The 21,222-nt window shown below is 68.4% G+C and carries 15 protein-coding genes and 1 other annotated feature; of the genes, 8 read left to right on the top strand and 7 right to left on the bottom strand.

Features of this window, described 5'->3' with window-relative positions; translation table 11 throughout:
• The first annotated feature begins 37 nt into the window (after positions 1–37).
• A complete protein-coding gene (locus MFF22_RS20480) occupies positions 38–325 on the top strand; it encodes a GIY-YIG nuclease family protein (protein ID WP_238252006.1) in 288 nt (95 codons plus the stop codon).
• Positions 326–405: 80 nt separating this feature from the next.
• On the opposite strand, the gene polA is transcribed toward MFF22_RS20480, so the two are convergent.
• The 5 genes from polA to MFF22_RS20455 all read right to left on the bottom strand — a co-directional run bounded on the left by polA (position 406) and on the right by MFF22_RS20455 (position 7,593).
• Positions 406–3,546: a DNA polymerase I gene (gene polA / locus MFF22_RS20475; protein ID WP_238252004.1), complete on the bottom strand. Its 3,141-nt coding sequence runs from the start codon at positions 3,544–3,546 to the stop codon at positions 406–408.
• Between the two features lie 186 nt (positions 3,547–3,732).
• Positions 3,733–3,987, bottom strand: coding sequence for a hypothetical protein (locus MFF22_RS20470; RefSeq protein WP_238252002.1), 255 nt, complete (start codon positions 3,985–3,987; stop codon positions 3,733–3,735).
• A 135-nt stretch (positions 3,988–4,122) separates the two neighbouring features.
• The gene (locus MFF22_RS20465; RefSeq protein WP_238252000.1) at positions 4,123–5,589 is read right to left on the bottom strand and encodes a UdgX family uracil-DNA binding protein; all 1,467 of its coding nucleotides are present in this window, start codon (positions 5,587–5,589) and stop codon (positions 4,123–4,125) included.
• Positions 5,589–6,800: a putative DNA modification/repair radical SAM protein gene (locus tag MFF22_RS20460; protein WP_238251982.1), complete on the bottom strand. Its 1,212-nt coding sequence runs from the start codon at positions 6,798–6,800 to the stop codon at positions 5,589–5,591. Before MFF22_RS20460 ends, MFF22_RS20465 begins: the two co-directional genes overlap by 1 nt.
• Before the next feature lie 202 nt (positions 6,801–7,002).
• Positions 7,003–7,593 (bottom strand): regulatory protein RecX, encoded by a 591-nt coding sequence (locus tag MFF22_RS20455; protein ID WP_370877487.1) that lies wholly within the window; start codon positions 7,591–7,593, stop codon positions 7,003–7,005.
• Positions 7,594–7,736: 143 nt separating this feature from the next.
• Here MFF22_RS20455 and MFF22_RS20450 point away from each other — a divergent pair, with 143 nt between their 5' ends.
• Both MFF22_RS20450 and MFF22_RS20445 read left to right on the top strand, forming a co-directional pair.
• Entirely contained in the window at positions 7,737–9,140 is a 1,404-nt protein-coding gene (locus MFF22_RS20450) for a TAXI family TRAP transporter solute-binding subunit (protein ID WP_238252313.1), read from the top strand.
• 126 nt (positions 9,141–9,266) lie between these two features.
• Positions 9,267–10,655, top strand: a complete 1,389-nt coding sequence (locus tag MFF22_RS20445; RefSeq protein ID WP_238251980.1) for a TAXI family TRAP transporter solute-binding subunit — start codon at positions 9,267–9,269, stop codon at positions 10,653–10,655.
• Between the two features lie 56 nt (positions 10,656–10,711).
• On the opposite strand, the gene MFF22_RS20440 is transcribed toward MFF22_RS20445, so the two are convergent.
• Positions 10,712–11,686 (bottom strand): aliphatic sulfonate ABC transporter substrate-binding protein, encoded by a 975-nt coding sequence (locus tag MFF22_RS20440; protein WP_238251978.1) that lies wholly within the window; start codon positions 11,684–11,686, stop codon positions 10,712–10,714.
• A gap of 153 nt (positions 11,687–11,839) precedes the next feature.
• Here MFF22_RS20440 and MFF22_RS20435 point away from each other — a divergent pair, with 153 nt between their 5' ends.
• From MFF22_RS20435 to hslU, 4 genes are all read left to right on the top strand, one after another.
• The gene (locus MFF22_RS20435) at positions 11,840–14,632 is read left to right on the top strand and encodes a [protein-PII] uridylyltransferase (RefSeq protein WP_238251976.1); all 2,793 of its coding nucleotides are present in this window, start codon (positions 11,840–11,842) and stop codon (positions 14,630–14,632) included.
• Between the two features lie 160 nt (positions 14,633–14,792).
• Complete coding sequence (gene grpE / locus MFF22_RS20430; protein WP_238251966.1) at positions 14,793–15,389, top strand: nucleotide exchange factor GrpE; 597 nt, start codon at positions 14,793–14,795, stop codon at positions 15,387–15,389.
• A gap of 677 nt (positions 15,390–16,066) precedes the next feature.
• Positions 16,067–16,122, top strand: a sequence feature (sul1 is cis-regulatory element that is thought to sense ions involved in sulfur or methionine metabolism; They are found in Alphaproteobacteria).
• Positions 16,123–16,173: 51 nt separating this feature from the next.
• Complete coding sequence (locus MFF22_RS20425) at positions 16,174–17,670, top strand: SulP family inorganic anion transporter (protein ID WP_238251964.1); 1,497 nt, start codon at positions 16,174–16,176, stop codon at positions 17,668–17,670.
• 97 nt (positions 17,671–17,767) lie between these two features.
• Positions 17,768–19,081, top strand: a complete 1,314-nt coding sequence (hslU, locus tag MFF22_RS20420; protein ID WP_238251962.1) for an ATP-dependent protease ATPase subunit HslU — start codon at positions 17,768–17,770, stop codon at positions 19,079–19,081.
• A 115-nt stretch (positions 19,082–19,196) separates the two neighbouring features.
• Here the strand turns inward: hslU and MFF22_RS20415 are convergent, their stop codons facing one another.
• Positions 19,197–20,219 carry an SDR family oxidoreductase gene (locus MFF22_RS20415; RefSeq protein WP_238251961.1) on the bottom strand — a complete coding sequence of 341 codons (1,023 nt, stop codon included), beginning with the start codon at positions 20,217–20,219 and terminating at the stop codon, positions 19,197–19,199.
• A gap of 195 nt (positions 20,220–20,414) precedes the next feature.
• Here MFF22_RS20415 and MFF22_RS20410 point away from each other — a divergent pair, with 195 nt between their 5' ends.
• Entirely contained in the window at positions 20,415–21,161 is a 747-nt protein-coding gene (locus tag MFF22_RS20410) for a YebC/PmpR family DNA-binding transcriptional regulator (RefSeq protein WP_238251959.1), read from the top strand.
• The last annotated feature ends 61 nt before the right edge of the window (positions 21,162–21,222 follow it).

The following is a 21,222-nucleotide window of genomic DNA, read 5'->3' as shown; positions in this document are numbered from 1 at the left end:
ATCCGCGACCTGAACCATCGACCCTCTGAGGGCCGCCATGCGCGCGCCGACCGTCTACATCATGGCAAGCCGCCGCAACGGCACAGTCTATGGCGGCGTGACGTCGGACCTCGCCCGGCGGGTGTACGAGCACCGCGAGGCATTGCTGCCGGGTTTCACACGGCAATACGGCTGCAAGACACTGGTCTGGTACGAGCCTTACGCTTCGATGGTCGAGGCCATCGATCGCGAAAAGCAAATCAAGGCCGGATCGCGCAAGCGCAAGCTCGCGCTCATTGAGGCCATGAACCCGGACTGGACCGACCTGTACCCCGGACTCGCGTAACCTCCGGCGATGGCGCGGCGCCCTGGATTGCTTCGCTGCGCTCGCAATGACGGGAGGGGCTCGCGAGAACCGCGAACTCCTCAATGCGCCTCCTGCCAGTTCAGCGCCGCCTTGGCCTCGACCACCAGCGGCACCCGGAGCGTCAGGGCTGGCGCCGGGGCCTCTTCCATCACCGAGGCGATGATCGGAATCGCCGTCTCCACCTCGTCCTCCGCCGCCTCGAAGACCAGCTCGTCGTGGACCTGCAGAAGCATCGTCACGCCGAGCCGCTCGGCGGCGAGCGCGCCTTCGATCCGGGTCATCGCCCGGCGGATGATGTCGGCGGCCGAACCCTGAATCGGAGCGTTGATCGCCTGCCGCTCGACGCTCGCCCGCTCGTTGGGGTTGTTGGAGCGGATCTGCGGGTAATGGCACACCCGGCCGAACAGGGTGGTGACGTAGCCCTTGTCCCGGCAACTGCGCTTCGTCGTGTCGATGTAGTCGCGGATGCCGGGGAACTGTTCGAAATACTGTTTGATGAAGGCGGACGCCTCCTCCCGGCCAATGCCGAGGCGGTCGGCCAGCCCGAAGGCCGAGATGCCGTAGATGATGCCGAAGTTGATCGTCTTCGCCCGGCGGCGCAGGTCCGGCGTCATGTCCTTCAGGGGCACGCCGAACATCGCCGAGGCCGTCGCCGCGTGGATGTCGATGCCGTCCGCGAAGGCTTTGCGCAGTTCGGGGATGTCGGCCATGTGGGCCAAGAGCCGCAACTCGATCTGCGAATAGTCGGCCGAGATCAGCTTCTTGCCGGGTGCCGCCACGAAGGCTTTGCGGATGCGCCGGCCTTCTTCGGTGCGGACGGGGATGTTCTGCAGGTTCGGCTCCGAGGAGGAGAGCCGGCCCGTCGTCGTCGCTGCGAGGGAGAACGAGGTGTGGACCCGCTGCGTCTCCCGGTCGGCATGGGTCTGGAGCGAATCGGTGTAGGTCGATTTCAGCTTCGAGAGCTGGCGCCATTCGAGGATCTTCTTGGGCAGTTCGTGCCCGGCCTGGGCCAGTTCCTCCAACAGCGTCGCCGGGGTGGCCCATTGGCCGGAGGGCGTCTTCTTGGCGCCGGGCAGGCCCATCTTGCCGAACAGGATGTCGCCGATCTGCTTCGGCGAGCCGACCGAGAATTTCTCGCCGGCATCCTCCTGAATCTCTTCCTCAAGGCGCACCAGGATCTGCGAGAAGTCGCCCGACAGGCGGCTCAGCATGTCGCGGTCGACGCGGATGCCGGCCATCTCCATCCGGGCGATGATCGGCAGGAGCGGGCGCTCCAGGGTCTCGTAGACCGCGACCCGCCGCTCGGCCACGAGGCGCGGCTTCATCATCCGCCATAGGCGCAAGGTGACGTCCGCATCCTCAGCGGCATAGGCGGTGGCCTTGTCGAGGGCCACCCGGTCGAACGTCACCTTGGCCCGGCCTGTGCCGGTTACATCCGCGAAGGTGATCGGCTGGTGGCCGAGATGGCGGCGGGCGAGTTCGTCCATCCCGTGCCCGCCCTTGCCGGCATCGAGCACATAGGAAATGAGCATCGTGTCGTCGAAGGGCGCGACCTCGATGCCGTAGCGCGAGAAGACCACCCAATCGTATTTCAGGTTCTGCCCGACCTTGAGCACGCCGGGGTTCTCGAGGAGCGGCTTCAGCCGCGCCAGCGCCGCATCCAGGGGGATCTGGTCGGGGATGGGCTCGGCGATGTCGGTCGAGGTTGCCCCCTGACCGAACAATTCGCCCGCATCGGGCTCGGCCGTCACCGCCCGCAGGTGGGCCAGCGGAATGTAGCAGGCCCGCCCCGGCGCCACCGCCAGCGACACGCCGACCAGCCCCGCCCGGTAGGAATCGAGGGAATCCGTTTCGGTGTCGACGGCCACCACGCCGACTTCCTCGGCCTCGGCGATCCAGGCGTCGAGGTGTTCGAGGGTCAGCACCGTCTCGTAGGCCGCCGTGTCGAACGGCTTCACCGACTCGGCCGCCCGGGCGGCCACCAGGGCGCCCGGCGTCGGCTCGGCGGGGCCGCGGGGCTTCGGGGCCGCGTCCGGCAGGCCGAGATCCGCGAAGGGATCGACCTCCCCGCCCTCGGGTGGGGCGTCGCCCGGCGGACGCTCCGGCCCCGCGGCGGCAGTCTCCGGGTCCGGCGGCACCGCATCACCGAAGAACGGAGGCGGGTCGCCGGCCCTGGCCCCGGCGCCGGGCAGCAGCGACGGGTCGGGCTGCACCTTCTCCGGGTCCACGTGGAGCATCTGCGCGATGCGCCGGGTCAGGGTGTTGAACTCCATCGCCTTGAGGAAGCCGACGAGCTTCTCCGGGTCGGGCTTGGGCACCACCAGTTCATCGAGCGGGACGGGGACGGGCACGTCCTCCATCAGCGCCACGAGCTTTCGCGAGAGGCGCGCTTGGTCGATGTTGGCGAGCAGGGTCTCCCGGCGCTTCGGCTGCTTGATCTCGCCGGCCCGCTCCAGCAGCGCCTCAAGGGATCCGAATTCCTTGATGAGGGCGGCGGCGGTCTTCAGGCCGATGCCGGGGACGCCCGGCACGTTGTCCGAGGTATCGCCGATCAGAGCCAGCGCGTCGCCGATCTGGTTCGGGCTCAGGCCCTCCCATTTGGCGATGATCGCCTCGACATCGAGGTTGCGCTCGGGCCGGTAGCCTGGCTTCCCCTTGGAGCCCGATTCGAAATCGTAGAATCGCACCAGCGGCCCGACGAGCTGCATCAGGTCCTTGTCGGAGGAGACGATGATGACGCCCGCCCCTCGGGCCTCGGCCTGCCGGGCATAGGTGGCGATCAGGTCATCCGCCTCGTAGCGCTCCAGTTCGACGGCATGCAGGCCGAAGGCCCGTACCGCGTCGCGCATCAGCGGCATCTGGCGCTTCAGGTCGTCCGGCGCGTCGGGGCGGTGGCCCTTGTAGTCCGGGAACATCTCCTTGCGGAATGAACCCTCCGACTTGTCGAACACAATGCCCAGATGCGTCGGCATCGTGCCGGCGGCGCCATCCTGAAGGAACTGGGCGATCTTGGTGCAGAACAGCCGCACCGCCCCGGTCGGCAATCCGTCCGAGGGGCGGGAATTGTACTTCTGGTCCTGGTTGATCGACTGGAAATAGGCCCGGAAGATGAACGACGAGCCATCGACCAGGATCACCTGATCGCCGGGGCCGACTTGTTTGGGGGCGGCTGTAGTCTCGGCGGTCTTGGCGGCGGTCATGGGCGCAGGGGGGCTCGCTAGGACTCGTCAACGATCCGGCAGTCGCCCGAGTTCGGCCTCGGCCGCCGCGACAAGGATGGGGAGTTTTTCGTGGACGGTCCCCCACGCATTGTCCAGCGGATGGCCAGCGCAAAAACAAGTGGCGGGGCACCCCGGCCCCGCCACATCATCGTTCGGTCATGCGTGTCAGCAGCGGTCGCCGCCGGTGGTCTGGCCGTACTGCTTCACCGGGCGGGTCTGCTGGTTGGCATTGCCCTCGGCGGCCGAACTCGGGGCGCAGTAGCCCGGGTGGGATTCGTAGAGGGGCGAGTCGTGGACGCCGATCGAACCGGTGGTCTGCACGTCGCGGCGGGTGTCGAAGGGTGTGGCCGTCGCCGAGGTCAGCGGGGCGGCGATGCCGATGGCGAGGACGGCAAAAGCAGCGGCAAGGCGGGTCTTCATCTTGTAAATCTCTCTCCTCATGCAGCGCGGAGCAGTGTTTGCGTCCGCTTCCTCTGTCGTGACTGCAATATAGGAGAGAATGACTCGGAGCGGCGTGCCTCCCCGCACGCGCCTTCAGGGATTAAATCTCCTCGTTCATGCGGCAAGCTCCGCACCGAGTGCGGCAATGCGCTTCAAATCGTCGAGGAAGGCCGCATAGGCCTCTTCCTTCGCCTCGTCGGGCAGGCGCAGGAGATAAGAGGGATGGACGGTGATGAAGCCCTGAAAGCGGTTGTCCCGCCGGTCGAACCGGAACGGGCCACGGGCACGGGTGATCGGGATCGACTTGCCCGTCAGGGCCAGCACCGCCGTCGCGCCGAGCGCCACGACGAGTTTGGGCGCGACGAAGTCCAGCTCCCGGTCGAGCCACCAGCGATAGTGGCTGACTTCGCCGGCGGTGGGTTTTTCGTGGATCCGGCGCTTGCCCCGCAGGGTGAATTTGAAGTGCTTGACCGCGTTGGTGAGGTAGCTCGCCTCACGGTCGATGCCGGCCTCCGCCATGGCCCGCGAGAGCAACTGCCCCGCCGGCCCGACGAAGGGGCGGCCCTTCAGGTCCTCCTGGTCGCCGGGCTGCTCGCCGACGAAGGCGAGGGTGGCGCCGAGGGGACCTTCGCCCAGGACGGCCTGGGTCGCCCCCGGCACGAGGGGCTCGGTCTTGCGGATGATGGCGTTGAGCTCGTCGAGGCTGTTCGGGTCCTGGTCCGCCATCGCGGCGACGGCTCGGGCGGGTTCGCGGCGTGCGGGCACGGTGGGCTCCCTCTCGATCATCTGCGCCGTCCGGTCCGCCGCACCCCGGAGCAGGGCGGGGATGGCGGCCGTCTCGGGCATATTGCGCCAGTACTTCTTCGGCATCTCCGCCCGCATCGCCTTCGGGTTGACGCGGGCCGGGTTGAACGTCGTCTCGTAATAGGTCTGCCAGCCGGCCTCGAAGCCGTCGCCCTCAGGCACGTCGCTGCGGGAGCCGGGGGGGCCGTAGGTCAACGCCGTTCCGTCCCAGACGGCCCGGCCTTCGGGGGTCAGGATCGTCCAGCGCATCCCGGCGAAGCGGCGCACGAAGAAAGGCGCCGCCGCTTCCAGGATGTGGTGGTCCGGTTCGAACCACGCGACGAAGCGCTCGCCGGCCGCATCCTCCACCCGGTGGAAGCGGAGGAAGGCGTGCATCTTGTGCAGGTCACGGCGGATCGCCTTGGCCATGCGGGACAAACGGTGGACGACGGGGTCGCTCGCCACCTCCATCAGGTGCCGCTCGCCGTGGAGGCTGCGCCAGATCAGGGTGTAGAGCAGGCTGTAGCGCTCCGGGTCCCGGTGGGGGACGACCTGGGGGATCAGATCGACCACCGCCCGTGGGAGGGACAGGGGCCGGTCCGCATCGGGCGCGCCGTCGCTGCCGAACAGGCCCGGCGCGGACTCGACGCTCCACGTCACCGCCTCGGGGCGCGCGCCGGATGCGGCCAGACGCCGGGCGGCATCGCGAAAACCGGTCAGGTCGGCGCCGGGGCGCAGGAGGATGGTACGGGGGCCGCCCTCCCCCGCGGAGGGGGAGGGGAGGATGCGCCCGGCCATCAGAACAGGCTCAGCTGCTGGGCCGGCTCCACCAACCGCGCCCGGAGGTCCTGCCGGTCGGTGAGGCCGACGGGGCGGTGGTCGGCGGCGATGAGGAAGGGGCGGGCCCGCTTCAAGCTCGAGGTCAGCCGCGCCACATCGTCGAGGCGCAGGGTCGTGTGTTTGCGCGCCTTGACGATGCGATCCACCGCCCGAGCCCCGAGGCCGGGGACGCGCAGGAGCATCTCCCGGTCGGCAGTGTTCACGTCCACCGGGAAGCGCTCCCGGTACTTCAAAGCCCAGGCAAGTTTCGGGTCGATGTCGAGGGCCAGCATCCCGCCCTCGGAGGCCGAAGCGACTTCCTCGGCGGAGAACTCGTAATACCGGAGCAGCCAGTCCGCCTGATACAGCCGGTGCTCACGGGCTAGGGGCGGGGCCTTCAGGGGCAGGATCCGCGACCCATCGGGGATCGGGCTGAAGGCCGAGTAATAGACCCGCTTCAACCCGACGCTGCCGTAGAGCAGCTCGCTCTTGGCGATCAGGGCGGCGTCGGTGGTGTCGTCAGCTCCGACGATCACCTGCGTCGAGTGTCCCGCCGGGGCGAAGCGGCGCTTCTCGGCCTTGGCCTGGACGATGCGCTCGCCGATCTGGGCCATCGCCCCCTGGATTGCCGCGCCGTCCTTTTCCGGCGCGAGGCGCCCCAGGCTCGCTTCGGTCGGAAGCTCCACGTTGATCGACAGGCGGTCTGCGTAGAGCCCTGCCTCTTCGATCAGCCACGGGCTTGCCTCGGGAATAGACTTGAGGTGGATGTAGCCGGCAAAGCCGTGGTCCCGGCGCAGGGACTTCGCCACCCGGGTCATCAGTTCCATCGTGTGGTCGGGTGATTTGATGATGCCAGACGACAGAAACAGGCCTTCGATATAGTTGCGCTTGTAAAAATTCAGGGTGAGGTTCACGACCTCTTCGACAGTGAATTTCGCCCGTGGGACATTCGAGGAGCGGCGGTTGACGCAATAGGCGCAGTCGAAAAGGCACCAATTGGTCAGCAGGATCTTGAGCAGCGAGACGCAGCGCCCATCCGGCGTGTAGGCGTGGCAAATCCCCGCCCCGGTGGTCGAGCCGATCCCGTCCTTGCCCGCGGCGCGCTTGGGCGCTCCGGACGAGGCGCAGGACGCATCGTATTTGGCGGCATCGGCGAGGATGCGCAGCTTCTTGGCCAGAACCTCGTCCATGGAACGGAAGATGAACACAAACCCGAGCGAAACAAGGGCGTCCGGGCGGCCCTCCCGGTCCTCATTGCCGCACCCCACCGGCTGCTCGTGCGAACCCTTGCGGTCATTGCAAGCGCAGCGAAGCAATCCAGAAGCATCCGCCACAACCTGAGGCGTCCCGCATCCCTGGGTTGCTTCGCTGCGCTCACAATGACGGGGGGTGTCAGGGGACCTCGTCGGCCTCGATGATCCCGCGGGCGAGGCCGTAGGAAAAACCCTGGCGGGCGAGGCTGGCGAGGTCGCGCTCCCGGTGCTCGGCCCGCCTGTCGGGCAGGCGGTAAGGGCCGAGGCGCCGCCGCTTGGCATAGGCCCAGGCCGCCTTCTCCTCGCTGTCCTCTTCGGGCCTCGCCTCCCGCTCGGCCTCCATGGCCGCTTCGACCACATCCCGGGGGACACCCTTCGCGGCGAGCTTCATGCCGGCGGCCCGGCGGGAGGTGCCCCGGCGACGGAGGGCGGCGAGCCGGCCTTCGGCAAATCGGGCGTCGTCCACGAGCCCGGCCGACACAGCCCGGGCCACCGTCGCCTCGATCATCTCCGCGAAAGCGGCAGGCTCTTCGTCGCGGGCCCTGGCGCGTTTCTCGACGCGCCGGGCGAGGGTGCGGCGAAGCATGTCGGTCGAGGCGCTGTAGCGCTGCAGGTAGTCGAGGGCGGCCCGCTCCAGCCACGCTGCGCTCACCGGCTTGGGCGGCCGGGGCGGTTCCGTCTGGGCCGGCACGGCATCTGGCCCGATGGATGCAACGGTGGGTCGCTTCACGTGTTCTTCACGATCTGGACAGGTTTGCGTTTCATGAACGAGCGATGGAACGCGCGCAACGCGACAGGACGGGCCATGCCCTCGACCCTGATTCCTTGCCGGGGACGCTGCAGCGAAGGCTGCGGGCGGCTGTGTCCGTCCTGATGCGTCGGGAATGGCTCCTCGTCCTGGTGGCGCTGGGGCTCATCGCGCTCGCGGGCGCGGTCGTCTACCTGTCGCGGCCGAACACCCTGACGGTCGCCGTGGGGCCCCAGGACGGCCCCGAAGCCTCCCTCATCGAAGCCTACGCCGCGGCCCTCGACCGGGCGCGGGAGGATGTGCGGCTGAAGATCGTCCGCTACGAGGACGTGCGCGACAGCGGCCTCGCCCTCCAGAGGAACAAGGCCGACCTCGCGGTGGTCCGACCGGACGTGTTCCTCCCTGAGAACGGCCTGACCCTGGCGATCCTCCACGACGAGGCGCTGGTGGTGGCCCGGCCCGACCACAGCGACATCGACGAGTTTCCCGACCTCGCCCGCAAGCGCCTCGGCATCGTGGTGCGGCACGGGGCGGACCTGCCTTTCGTCACGAACGTGCTGTCCTTCTACGACCTCGTGCCCGACACCCCCGCCACCGAAGAGACCGCGGAGCCGGCGCCGGGCCACGTGACGGTGGTGCCCCTGAAAGTGGCGGAGATCGCCCAGGCGCTCGCCGACAAGCGCGTCGATGCGGTGGCGGTCATCGCGAGCCCTGCTTCGAAGATGGCGGCCAACGTGGTCCGGGCAGTGGAGGCGGGCTCGCCGGAGCGGAAGATCGGCTTCGTCTCGGTTCCCGACGGCGATGCGATCCTCCAGCGTTTCCCGGAACTGCAATCCGTGACCATCCCGGCGGGCACCTTCGGCGGACGGCCGAAGCGGCCCGACGAGGAGATCCATACCGTGGGTGCCTCCTACCGCCTCATGGCCCGGGGCACGGTCAGCCGGGTCGCCGTGGCCTCGGCCACGCAGCATCTGTTCGAATGGCGCTCCCGCCTCGCCGCCGTGGCACCCATCGCGAAGCTGATGAAGGCCCCCGACTTCGACACGACCGTCGCAGCCACCTCCGCCCGTCTGCCGAACCACCCCGGCGCGGTGGATTATTTCGAGCGCGAGCAGCAGACCTTCCTCGACCGCTACGAGGATTACATCTACCTCGTGGCCTTCTTCGGCGGCACCATCGGCTCCGGCTTCGCGTGGCTCGGCCAGCGCCTCGCCCGCAAGCGCCGGGAGCGGATCGACATCGTCCTCGACCGGCTCCTCGACATCCTCCGGGAGATCCGCGCGGCCACGACGGCGGCGGAACTGGATACGATCGTCCTGGAGATCGACGACCTGATTGCCGACGTGGTGACCCATACCCGCGAACGGTCGATCGACCTGCGCACGGTGAGCGCCCTGATCCTGGCGGTGGACAGCGTCCACGAAGCCGTGGGAGACGCGAGGCGGCGGATCGGCCTGCCCATGTCGGACCAGGGCGACCACCGCCGCTCCGCCCAGCTGATGGCCCTTCACCTGCCGGCGGCGGAATAGCGCTCCTGGGACTGTGCCCACATCCCTGGGTGACTTCTCCGTGCCAGCCAAGATGGGGCTTGAGTCCCGGCACCGAACCGCCACCGCCGCGTTTCGCCTGCGGACGAATGCAGGGCCCCCCATCCCATGGCCACGATCACCGCGTTCCTGATGCGTCGGGAGGTCCTGCTGCTGGCGGGTGTCGTCATGCTGTGCCTGGGCGGGGCGGCGGTGTGGTATCTCCTGCGGCCCACCACCCTCATCATCGCCGTGGCACCCAGGGACGGCACCGAGCCGGGGCTGATCAAGGCCTATGCCGATGCCCTGGATGAGGGCGGCGAGGGGATCCGCCTCCGGATCATCTCCTTCGACGACGTCCGCGAGAGTGCCGCCGCCCTGCAGGATGGGCGGGCCGACCTCGCGGTGGTCCGGCCCGACGTGCTCATGCCCACCAATGGCCTGACGCTGGCCATCCTACGCGACCAAGCCATGATCGTCGTCTCGCCCGAGCCCTCCGGCATCAAGACCTTCGCCAAGCTCGGCGGACGGCGCCTCGGGATCGGCACCCAGAAAGATGCCGATTATTCGCTGCTCAAGAACCTTCTCTCCTATCACGGCCTCGCCATGGACACCGCCGTGGCAGGCGGCCCGCCGGGGCCGGCGACCGTCCAACTCGTGCCCGTCGACGAGGCCGCCCTGCCCGCCGCCTTCCGGGAGAGGCGGATCGACGCGTTCCTCAGCATCATCGCCCCCTCCGCGCCCAAGGCCATCGCCCTCGTCGGCGCGGTGCGGTCGGTGGCCCGGGACGGCAAGATCGAGTTCGTCGCGGTCGAGGACGACGACGCCATCATCGAACGGTTTCCCCGGCTCCAGGCCGTGACCATCCCGGGCGGCCTGTTCGCCGGCCGCCCGAAACTACCGGCGGACGACGTGAAGACCGTGGGCGCCTCATACCGGCTGATGGCCCGCGCCACGCTCAGCCGGGTCGTGGCGGCCGACATCACCCAGCAGATCTTCGAGAAGCGCACGGCGGCGGCCCGTCAGACGGATGCCGCCGAATACGTCCTGGCCCCGGCCTACGAGACCACGGTGGCGGCGACCAGCGCGCGGATCCCGATCCATCCCGGCGCCATCGATTATTACGAGCGCGAGCAGCACGGCTTCGTCGAGCGCTACGGGGACACGCTGTACCTCCTCGGCGCCCTGGCCGGGGGCCTCGTCTCGGTCCTGGCTTGGCTGCGCCAACGCCTGACGAGCCTGCGCCGGGAGCGCATCGACGACGTCATGGACCGACTCTTGGAGATCACCGGGCAGGCCCGGTCCCTCAAGGATCCTGCGGCCATCGAGGCGCTGACCGTCGAGGTCGATGGCTTGGCGACGGATGTCGTGCGCTATGCCCGCGAACGCGAGCCCGATCCGCGGACGATGTCGGCGGTGACCATCGCCATCGACACGGCTCGGGCGACCATCCACGATTGCCGGCTGGCCGCGTCCCATGTCCTGCAAACGGCCCGGCCGACTCCCAGCAATGTCTGACCGATCAAGTAATCATGTCGTCGGGAGTGCGTGCGCCCGCGCGGAGGCGCCGGCCCTCAGCGCCCTGCTTGCGGATTGAAGGCCGGGTCGATCAGTCCATCGACAGCCGCCGGCACATTGACGTCCGCCGCGATCACGCCGGCCTGCTGGAGCGCGATGCCGGCCGCACGGATCGCCTCCGCCTGCGTCGCACCGACCGACGGCTGCGAGAGATCGGTACGCTCCAACTGCCGGGCCACTACCGGCTCCGGCAGCTTCGTCGCGGCCACCAGGGCGTTGCGCAGGGCGGCCGGGTCCTTCAAGGCTTCCGCCCGGACGCGCTCGTAGGCGGCGATCACCGTCCGCACGAGGTCCGGGTTGTCCTTGGCGAAGGCCTCGCGGACGTCGAGCACGCCCCAGGTGTTGGCGGCGGCATCGCGGAAGAACAGCACGTCGCCATTCTCGATCTCGGCGGCGGCCATCATCGGGTCGAGGCCGGCCCAGGCATCGACGTCGCCCCGGTCGAGGGCCGTGCGCCCGTCCGGATGCTGCAGCAGCAGCAGCTTGGCGTCCTTCTCCGTGAGGCCGGCACCCTGGAGGGCGCGGATGAGGAAGATGTGCGGGTCCGTCCCCCGGGTCACCGCCACCCGCTTGCCCTTCAGGTCCGCGGGCTTGGTGATTCCCGTGTCCTTGCGGGTGACGAGGGCGGTCCATTCCGGGCGGGAGAAGGCGTAGACCGCCTTGATCGGGTTGCCGTTGATCCGCGCCACCAGCGCCGCGGCCCCCGCCGTCGAGCCGATGTCGATGGCCCCGGCATTGAGGAATTCGAGGGCCTTGTTCGAGCCGAGCGACTGGACCCAGCGCACCTTGATGCCGCGGGGCTTCAGCGCCTCCTCGAGATAGCCGCGCTCCTTCAGCAGCAAGCTCAGGGGATTGTAGGTCGCCCAGTCGAGCCGGAGTTCCGCCGGGTCAGCGGCGGACGACGCGGAGGTCGACAGGGCCAGGGCCAAAGCGGCGGCAGCGCCCAGCACGGTGCGGCGGACCAGCGGCATCGAATCGTCTCCTCGGCGTCTCTTTGCCGCCGAGCTAAACGCAGGCGTTCGTTATGTCAAACGTTTCGTTCGTCTTGCAGGACATCAGTCTAGGACGGGGCTGCGGCATGCAGGCACGACTGGCAACTTAGGCATATCATGCTAACGGGAAGCATGCTCGACCCCGTTGCAGAGCTCGACCAGATCACCGCCGGCCTCGACCGGGACATCCGTGAGCCGACTCGGCTGCGGGCGGCCCTCGTGCCCGAACTGAAGCGGGTCCTCGACGAGGGGCACCGGGCCGCAGAAGCGCAACTCCTGCGTGACCGCAACGGGATGAACTGTGCCCGGACCCTGTCGCGCCTGACGGATGCGGTCGTCCGGGCGATCTACGACGCCGTGGTCTGGCGCCTCTATCCCAACGACAATCCCACCACCGGCGAGCAACTGGCGGTTGTCGCCACCGGCGGCTACGGCCGGGGGACGATGGCGCCGGGCTCGGACATCGATCTGCTGTTCCTGCTTCCCTACAAGCAGACCGCATGGTCCGAGAGCGTCGTCGAGGCGATGCTCTACGTCCTGTGGGACCTGAAGCTGAAGGTCGGCCACGCCACCCGCTCCGTAGAGGAATGCCTGCGCGAGGGCCGGGCGGACATGACGATCCGGACGGCCTTGCTGGAGGCCCGCTTCCTGTTCGGCTCGCGGGTGCTCTACGAGGAGCTGGTCACCCGCTTCGACGCCGAGGTCATCGTCGGCTCGGCGGCCGAGTTCGTGGATGCGAAGCTCCGCGAGCGCGACGGACGTGTGTCGAAGGCGGGCATGTCGCGCTATCTCGTGGAGCCCAACGTCAAGGACGGCAAGGGCGGCCTGCGCGACCTGAACACCCTCTTCTGGATCGCCAAGTACACCTACCGGGTGCGCGACCAGAGCGAACTGGTCGGCGCCGGCCTGTTCACGGCGGAAGAATACGCCCTGTTCGAACGCTGCGACGAGTTCCTGTGGCGGGTGCGCTGCCACATGCACTTCGTCACCAAGCGCGCCGAGGAGCGCCTGTCCTTCGGGCTGCAGCCGCGGATCGCCGAGCGCCTCGGCTACGAGGCCCGGGGCGGCCTCTCCGGTGTCGAGCGGTTCATGAAGGCGTATTTCCGCATCGCCAAGGATGTCGGCGACCTCACCGCCATCGTCAGCGCCGAGATGGAGGCGCGGCACGCCAAGCGCACGCCGGTCCTCGACCGCTGGATCGGCAAGTTCCGCGACCGCTTCCGCGCCACCTCGGTGGAGGCGGAGGATTTCTGGATCGACCACGGCCGGGTGAACCTGCGGGCCGAGGACGCCTTCGAGCGCGACCCCGTCAACCTGATGCGCCTGTTCTGGCTCGCGGACCGGCACAACGTGCCGATCCATCCGGACGCCAAGCGTCTCGCCTCCCGCTCCCTGCGCCTCGTCACCACGTCCCTCCGGACCGATCCGGAGGCCAACCGGCTGTTCCTGGAGATCCTGACTTCTCGCAACGCCCCCGAGGAGGCCCTGCGGGAGATGAACGAGGCGGGCGTGCTCGGCCGGTTCATCCCGGATTTCGGCCGTGTCGTGGCGATGATGCAGTTCAACATGTACCACCACTTCACGGTGGACGAGCATCTGCTGCGCACCATCGGCGTGCTGTCGTCCATCGAGAGCGGGCGCTCCGAAGAGAGCTACCCCCTCGTCACGCGGCTGATCCACACCGTTCACAACCGCCTCGCCCTCTACGTCGCCATCCTCCTGCACGACATCGCCAAGGGCCGGCCGGAGGACCACTCCGTGGCCGGCGCGCAGATCGCGCAGAAGCTCTGCCCCCGCTTCGGCCTCAGCCCGGCCGAGACGGAGACGGTGGCGTGGCTGGTGGAGCACCACCTGCTGATGTCGATGACGGCGCAGAGCCGCGACCTGTCCGACCACAAGACGATCGAGCGGTTCGCCTCCATCGTCCAAACCCTGGAGCGGCTGAAGCTTCTCACGATCCTCACCGTCGCCGACATCACGGCGGTGGGACCGGGCGTGTGGACCGCCTGGAAGGGCACGCTGATTCGCACCCTCTACGACGAGACGGAGGTGTACCTGTCCGGCGGCCATTCGGAGATCGCCCGGACGGACCGGGTCCGGCTGATCCAGATGAGCCTGCGGGAGCAACTCCCGGACTGGGATTCGGACGCCTTCGACGCCTACGCCGCCCGGCACAAGCAGGCATACTGGCTGAAGGTCGACAGCGCCCGGCAGATCAAGAACGCCCTCCTGCTCCGGCGCACGGGCGAGGCGAACCGCACCAGCGCCACCGAGGTCGGCCTCGATCCGGTGCGCGGGGTGACGGAGGTGACGGTCTATTCGCCCGACCATCCCCGCCTGCTCGCCATCGTGACGGGCGCCTGCGCCGCGGCCGGGGCGAACATCGTCGATGCGCAGATCTTCACCACCACCGACGGCTTCGCCCTCGACACCTTCGTCATCTCCCGGGCCTTCGACCGGGACGAGGATGAATTGCGCCGGATGAAGCGCATCACCGACATGATCGACCGGGCGCTCAAGGGTGAGATCCGGATCGCCGAACTCGTGGCCGACAAGCACCCGTCGATCAGTGCCCGCGCCAAGACCTTCCTCGTCGCGCCCGACGTGACCATCGACAATGCCCTGTCGAGCCGCGAGACCGTCATCGAGGTGACCGGCCTCGACAGGCCGGGCCTGCTGTTCGAGCTGACGAGCGCGCTCGGCGGCCTGTCGCTCAACATCACCTCCGCCCATGTGGCGACCTTCGGCGAGCGGGCGGTGGACGTCTTCTACGTCACCGACCTCACCGGCACCCGCGTCACCCAGCCCGACCGGCAGGTGGCGATTCGCAAGGCGGTGCTGGAGGTGTTCGCGGGGGACGTGGCGATGCTCAAGGCCGAGGGGCTGGAAGCCCTCGTCACTGCCCCGCCGCCGCGGGAGGCGTGAGGGCGGATCGCCCCGTCACGGCGAGCGCGTCCGCGCGTGCGACGACGACGCGGAGGCGGCATAGGGCTGCCAAAGCGGAACGGCTTGGGTTGATTTCGTGGGGTGACGGCCTGATATCACGCCCGGTTTCCCTTCCGGGCCGACAATCTCCGAAAGTGCGATGACGAACGACGACAAGCCTCAGGACGTCCCCACCCAGCCCCAGGACGAGGCCGCCAAGGCCCAGACCGAGGCCGCGGTCGACCCCGTGGCCGAGGCGCTCGCCCTGCTCACCGCGGAGCGCGACGAGTTGAAGGACAGGATGCTGCGCACCCTCGCCGAGATGGAGAATCTCCGTCGACGGACCGAGCGGGAGGTCGCGGACGCCCGGGCCTACGCGGTGACGAACTTCGCCCGCGACGTGCTCAACGTCGCCGACAACCTCCGCCGGGCGCTGGAGAGCGTGCCAGCCGACCAGCGCGCCGCTGCCGATGGAGCCCTCAAGAGCCTCGTCGACGGGATTGAGCTGACCGAGCGGGACCTTGCCAAGAATCTTGAGCGGCATGGTGTGAAGCCGGTCGAGCCGCATGGCCAGAAGTTCGACCCGAATCGGCATCAGGCCATGTTCGAGGTGCCCAATTCCGACGTGCCGGCCGGCACCGTCGTGCAGGTCGTCCAGACTGGCTACGTCATCGGTGACCGGGTGCTGCGCCCAGCTCTGGTCGGCGTCGCCAAGGGGGGCCCCAAGGCCGCGCCGAACCCCGCCGACGCGGCCTGACGTCGTTCGACATCTGGCAGGCTACTGCAATGCTCGATGGGAGCCTCGCCAAGGAGGTGATCCATTCTGCTGGTGAGATAGGCAGGGTTTGAACGTTGCGCGGGCGTAAAGAGGAGCGGCCAACCCGTTCAGTTCCGTTGACCCTCGAGGATCGGGTGCCGCCGCACCATCGTTGCGGCCGATCCGAGCCATGGCCAACGTGCTGGCGGGACTGAGACGTGCCAATGGGGCAGCGAGAGCACCGAGGCACCAAATACTCTTGGAGGCGGCCGCCATAACCTCGGGCGGCTCTTCAAGCTCGTAACACCGCCCGCCGAATGTGCGGGCGACACTGCCGCTAAAGCGTTTTCTGTCATCCTTGGATCACTGAAAACGCTTTAGGCTATTGTTTTTACCGCATTTTCCGTCGCCGACCCGGCGTCCACTTCGGCGGAAAAGCTCTAACGCGGCGATAGGTGACGCGTGCATCAGCCATCGCCGGCCCCGTGACCATCTCCAGACGATAGAAACCATCCCCGGCGCCGCTAAATCTCGGCCTCTCTAACAACCTGCAAAGCCATATTTTTTGCAGATTTTGCTTACGCCAAATCGGTCTCGGCATCAGCGGGATATGTTTTTCCGGGGCCAGCCGTGGTTGTTGCATTGCAGCAGGAGGCCGCGTAACACGGGTCCATTCGCAAGGACCCGGTGCAAGCCCGGGTGGCTCTTCCGGCCGCCGATCCGCCGGACCACGCATTCGAGACGCGCCCCTGCCTTTGCGGTGGTCTCCCTGCGGTTCAATCTAATGACATCACTCTCTCCCACCGCCCACGCGGCGAGGTCCGGCGCCCGCCTGCGCGCGCTCCGCATCGAGGTCCTCTCGGGCATCGTCGTCGCCCTGGCCCTCATCCCGGAAGCGATCGGCTTCTCGGTCATTGCGGGCGTGGACCCGAAGGTCGGGCTCTACGGCTCCGTGGTGATCGCCTGTGTCATCGCCTTCACGGGCGGACGCCCGGCGATGATCTCGGCCGCCACCGCCGCCACCGCCGTGCTGATGACCGACCTCGTCCGCGACCACGGCCTGTCGTACCTGTTCGCCGCCACGATCCTGATGGGTCTGTTCCAGATCGCGGCGGGCTTCCTGAAGCTCGGACGCCTGATGCGGTTCGTGTCGCAATCGGTCATGACGGGCTTCGTCAACGCCCTGGCCATCCTGATCTTCCTGGCACAGATGCCGGAGCTCACCGGGGTGACCCCCGCCACCTACGGCCTGATCGCGCTGGGGCTCGCCATCATCTACGGCTTCCCCCGCCTGACGGGGGCGGTCCCCGCGCCCCTCGTGGCGATCGCGGTGCTGACCGCGTTGACGGCGTGGCTCCATCTCGACGTGCGCACGGTGGCCCATCTCGGGGCCCTGCCCTCGACGCTGCCGAGCTTCGCTCTGCCGCAGGTCCCCTTCACCCTCGAGACCCTGCGGATCCTCCTGCCCTACTCCGCCGGCCTCGCCGCCGTCGGCCTGCTCGAGAGCCTGCTCACCGCGCAGATCGTGGACGACATGACCGACACGGGCAGCGACAAGAACCGTGAATGCTTCGGCCAGGGCCTCGCCAACATCGCCTCGGCGGTGTTCGGAGGCATGGGCGGCTGCGCCATGATCGGCCAGTCGGTCATCAACGTGTCCTCGGGCGCCCGGCGGCGGCTCTCCACCTTCGTGGCCGGTGCCTTCCTCCTGATCCTCCTCGTCGCCCTGCAGGGCCTGCTGGCGGTGGTGCCCGTGGCGGCCCTCACGGCGGTGATGATCATGGTGTCGATCAACACCTTCTCCTGGCGCTCCCTCGGGCGGCTTCGGACGAACCCCCTGCCCTCCTCCGTGGTGATGCTCGCGACGGTGGCGGTGGTGGTGGCGACCCACAACCTCGCCATCGGGGTCCTGGTGGGCGTGCTCCTGTCGGGGGTCTTCTTCGCCGGCAAGGTCGCCCGGCTGAGCCGGATCGATTCGGCCCTGTCGCCGGACGGCCGGACCCGGATCTACGCGGTGTCGGGGCAGGTCTTCTTCGCCTCCGCGGCCACCTTCTCCGAGGCGATCGACCTGCTGGAGCCGGTGGAGCGCATCGTCATCGATGTCGGCGACGCCCATTTCTGGGACATCTCGGCGGTTGGCGCCCTCGACCGGGTGGTGCTGAAGGCCAGGGAGCGGGGCCGGAGCGTCGAGGTGCTGGGCCTGAACGCGGCGAGCGCGACGCTCGTGGAGCGTTTCGGCACCCACCACAGGCCGGGTGCGGCTTCCCTGCAGCACCACTGACGGGGGCGACATCCCCGGCCCCCCTTGCGCCGCGCCCGCCGGAACCCCATTCCGGACTGGCCGGCACAGGGGCCGGGGTTCAGGAAAGAGACAGGCGGTGACGACGTTCTCTCCGCGCGAGATCGTGTCCGAACTCGATCGTTTCATCGTCGGGCAAAACGAGGCCAAGCGCGCGGTGGCCATCGCCCTGCGCAACCGGTGGCGTCGTCAGCAGCTCACCGGGCCCCTCCGCGAGGAGGTGGCGCCCAAGAACATCCTGATGATCGGGCCCACGGGCTGCGGCAAGACCGAGATCGCCCGGCGTCTCGCCAAGCTCGCCAACGCCCCGTTCCTGAAGGTCGAGGCCACGAAGTTCACCGAGGTCGGCTATGTCGGCCGCGACGTCGAGCAGATCGTCCGCGACCTCGTGGAGGTGTCCATCGGCCTCACCCGGCAGGCCAAGCGCGAGGCGGTGAAGGCCAAGGCCGAGGCGGCCGCCGAGAACCGCATCCTCGATGCGCTCGTCGGCTCCACCGCCAGCCAGGCCACCCGCGACAGCTTCCGCAAGAAGCTGCGCAACAGCGAGCTGGACGACAAGGAGGTCGAAATCGAACTCTCCGCCGGGGCACCGGCCGGCCTGCCGATGTTCGAGATCCCTGGCGTTCCAGGCGCCTCGATGGGGGCCATCAACATCGGCGACATGCTCGGCAAGGCCCTTTCGGGACAGCGGGGCAAGCCGCGGCGCATCACCGTGCGCGACGCCTATGCGCCCCTGCTCGCCGAGGAATCGGACAAGCTCGTGGACGACGAGGCCCTGAACCGGGAGGCGATCCGGGAGGTCGAGGACAACGGCATCGTCTTCCTCGACGAGATCGACAAGATCTGTGCCCGCGAGGGTCGCACGGGGGGCGATGTCTCCCGTGAAGGCGTGCAGCGGGATTTGCTCCCCCTGATCGAGGGTACGACGGTGGCGACCAAGCACGGGCCGGTGAAGACCGACCACGTGCTGTTCATCGCCAGCGGCGCCTTCCATGTCTCGAAGCCGTCCGATCTCCTGCCCGAATTGCAGGGCCGCCTGCCCATCCGGGTGGAGCTGCAGCCTCTGACCGTCGAGGACTTCAAGCAGATCCTCACGGCCACGGAAGCGAGCCTGATCAAGCAGACCCTCGCCCTGATGGAGACGGAGGGGGTGACGCTGGTGTTCACTGACGATTCCATCGACGCCCTGGCGAAGGTCGCCGTGGAGGTGAACGGCTCCGTGGAGAATATCGGCGCCCGCCGCCTGCAGACCGTGCTGGAACGGGTCCTGGACGAGATCTCCTTCACCGCGACGGACCGCTCCGGCGAGACGGTGACGATCGACGCCGCCTATGTCCGCGAACGGGTGGAAAACCTCGCCGCCAACGCGGATCTGAGCCGGTTCATCCTGTAGCTGACACCGTCATCTCAAGCGAAGCGAGGGTACCCAGGGCTGCGGGACGTCGGAGGACGTAACGCGGCCCTGGATTGCTTCACTGCGCTCGCGATAACGGTTGAGTCGGCGGCCCTCAGCGGCGGAGGCGCTTCTTCTCCTCGTCCCGGCCATGGGCTTCGGTGGCGAAGAGCATCGTGCCCGCCGCGACGCCGAGCGCGGCGGCGATGCCGAACTTCAGCCACTTGGGATCGGCTGCGGTGACGTGGGAGCGCGAACGCCTGTCGAACCGGCCGTGGGCGCCGGGATCGGTATCGACGGGGTCGTAGAGGTTGTCGGGGCGGTTCTTCGAGGCCTGCACGCTGGTCATTTCTCCGCGATAGCCGTGGCGGGCGAGGTAGCCGTCGATCCAGCCGGGGATGAGCATGTTGCCGATGATCGCCTTCCAGGCCGAACTTCCGATCCAGAGTTCGCGGGGCGCCTCCCGGGCGGCCTTGTAGACGTGCCGGGCGATGGCCTCGGGCTGGAAGATCGGCGGCACCGGTTCCAGCTTGCGCGGGAGCCGTGAACGCGCCCAGTCGAACTGGGGGGTATTGACGGCGGGAAGCTGCACCATCGTCAGGCGCACGCGGCTGCCGTCGTGCAGCAGTTCCGAGCGAAGCGAATCGACGAAGCCGCGCACCGCCGCCTTGGCCGCGCAATAGGTCGCCTGAAGGGGGATCGACCGGTAGGCGAGTGCCGAGCCGATATGGACGATCGTGCCCCGGTCGGCGGGCACCATGTGCCGCAGGGCCGCCAGGGTGCCGTGGACCTGGCCGAGATAGGTCACGTCCGTTACCCGCCGGAACTCGTCGGGGCTGGTCTCCTGCACCGGGGCGTAGACCGTCACCATCGCGTTGTTGACCCAGACGTCGATGCCGCCGCACTCCCTTGCGACAGCGTCGGCGACCTCCTGCAGGGCATCGGGGTCCGCTACGTCGGCGGCGAAGGCGATGGCGCGGCCGCCGAGGTGCTCGACATCGCGGATCGTCGCCGCGAGGCCGACCTCGCCGCGGGCGACGAGGCCGACATTCCAGCCGTGACGGGCGAATTCCTGCGCCACCGCGCGGCCCACTCCGGCGCTTGCGCCGGTCACTACCACGGTCCGCCGTCTCGACATGGGCGCAGGCATTTCAACTCCAGGGAAAGCTATCAGGGCTCCCAACGCCCGGTGAGAACGTTCTTTCCCACGCGTGCCAGAGGAATGTGCGCGTTGCCTCGCCCGAGCCCGGCGGCCTATAAAAACTGCAGTTCCGTCAGCGACGTCCGGGGGCCCAGGCTCCCGGGCGCCGCACACTTGCAAGTCCGAAGGCACATGGCCGGTCATTCCCAGTTCAAGAACATCATGCACCGCAAGGGCCGCGTCGATGCGGTCCGCTCCAAGATCTTCGGCAAGCTCGCCCGGGAGATCACCGTGGCGGCCAAGCTCGGCACGCCGGATCCGGCGATGAACCCGCGCCTGCGTGCCGCCATTCTCGCCGCCCGCGCCGAGAACATGCCCAAGGACAACATCGAGCGCGCCATCAAGAAGGCGACGGGCGCGGACGGGGAGAACTACGAGGACATCCGCTACGAGGGCTACGGCCCCGGCGGCGCCGCGCTCATCGTCGAGGCGCAGACCGACAACCGCAACCGCACCGCCTCCGACGTGCGTTCGGCCTTCACCAAGTCCGGCGGCAGCCTCGCCGAGACCGGCGCGGTGGCCTTCATGTTCGACCGGGTCGGCGTGATCGCCTACCCCGTCGGCGTCGCCGACGCGGACACGATGCTGGAAGCCGCGATCGAGGCGGGGGCCGACGACGTGTCCTCCAGCGAGGAAGGCCACGAGATCATCTGCGCCCAGGATTCCTACGGCGAGGTCACCAAGGCCCTCGAGGCCAAGTTCGGCGACCCGACCCGGACAGGGCTCATCTGGAAGGCGCAGAACACGATCGATGTGGACGACGAGACCGGCGAGAAGCTGATCCGCCTCGTGGAGGTGATCGAGGATCAGGACGACGTGCAGAACGTCTATGTCAACTTCGCCCTCTCCCCGGCGCTGATGGCCAAGCTGGAGGCGTAAACCCGTCCTGACCCCCCGCTGTTCATTGCCAGCGGCGGCTGACGGGAATTGCGGAGCAAGG

Origin of the sequence: Methylobacterium persicinum (assembly GCF_022179525.1) — a bacterium.
Taxonomy (GTDB): Bacteria; Pseudomonadota; Alphaproteobacteria; order Rhizobiales; family Beijerinckiaceae; genus Methylobacterium; species Methylobacterium persicinum.
Note: the sequence above shows the minus strand (reverse complement) of the source record. Positions and strands in the feature narration are given on the sequence as shown.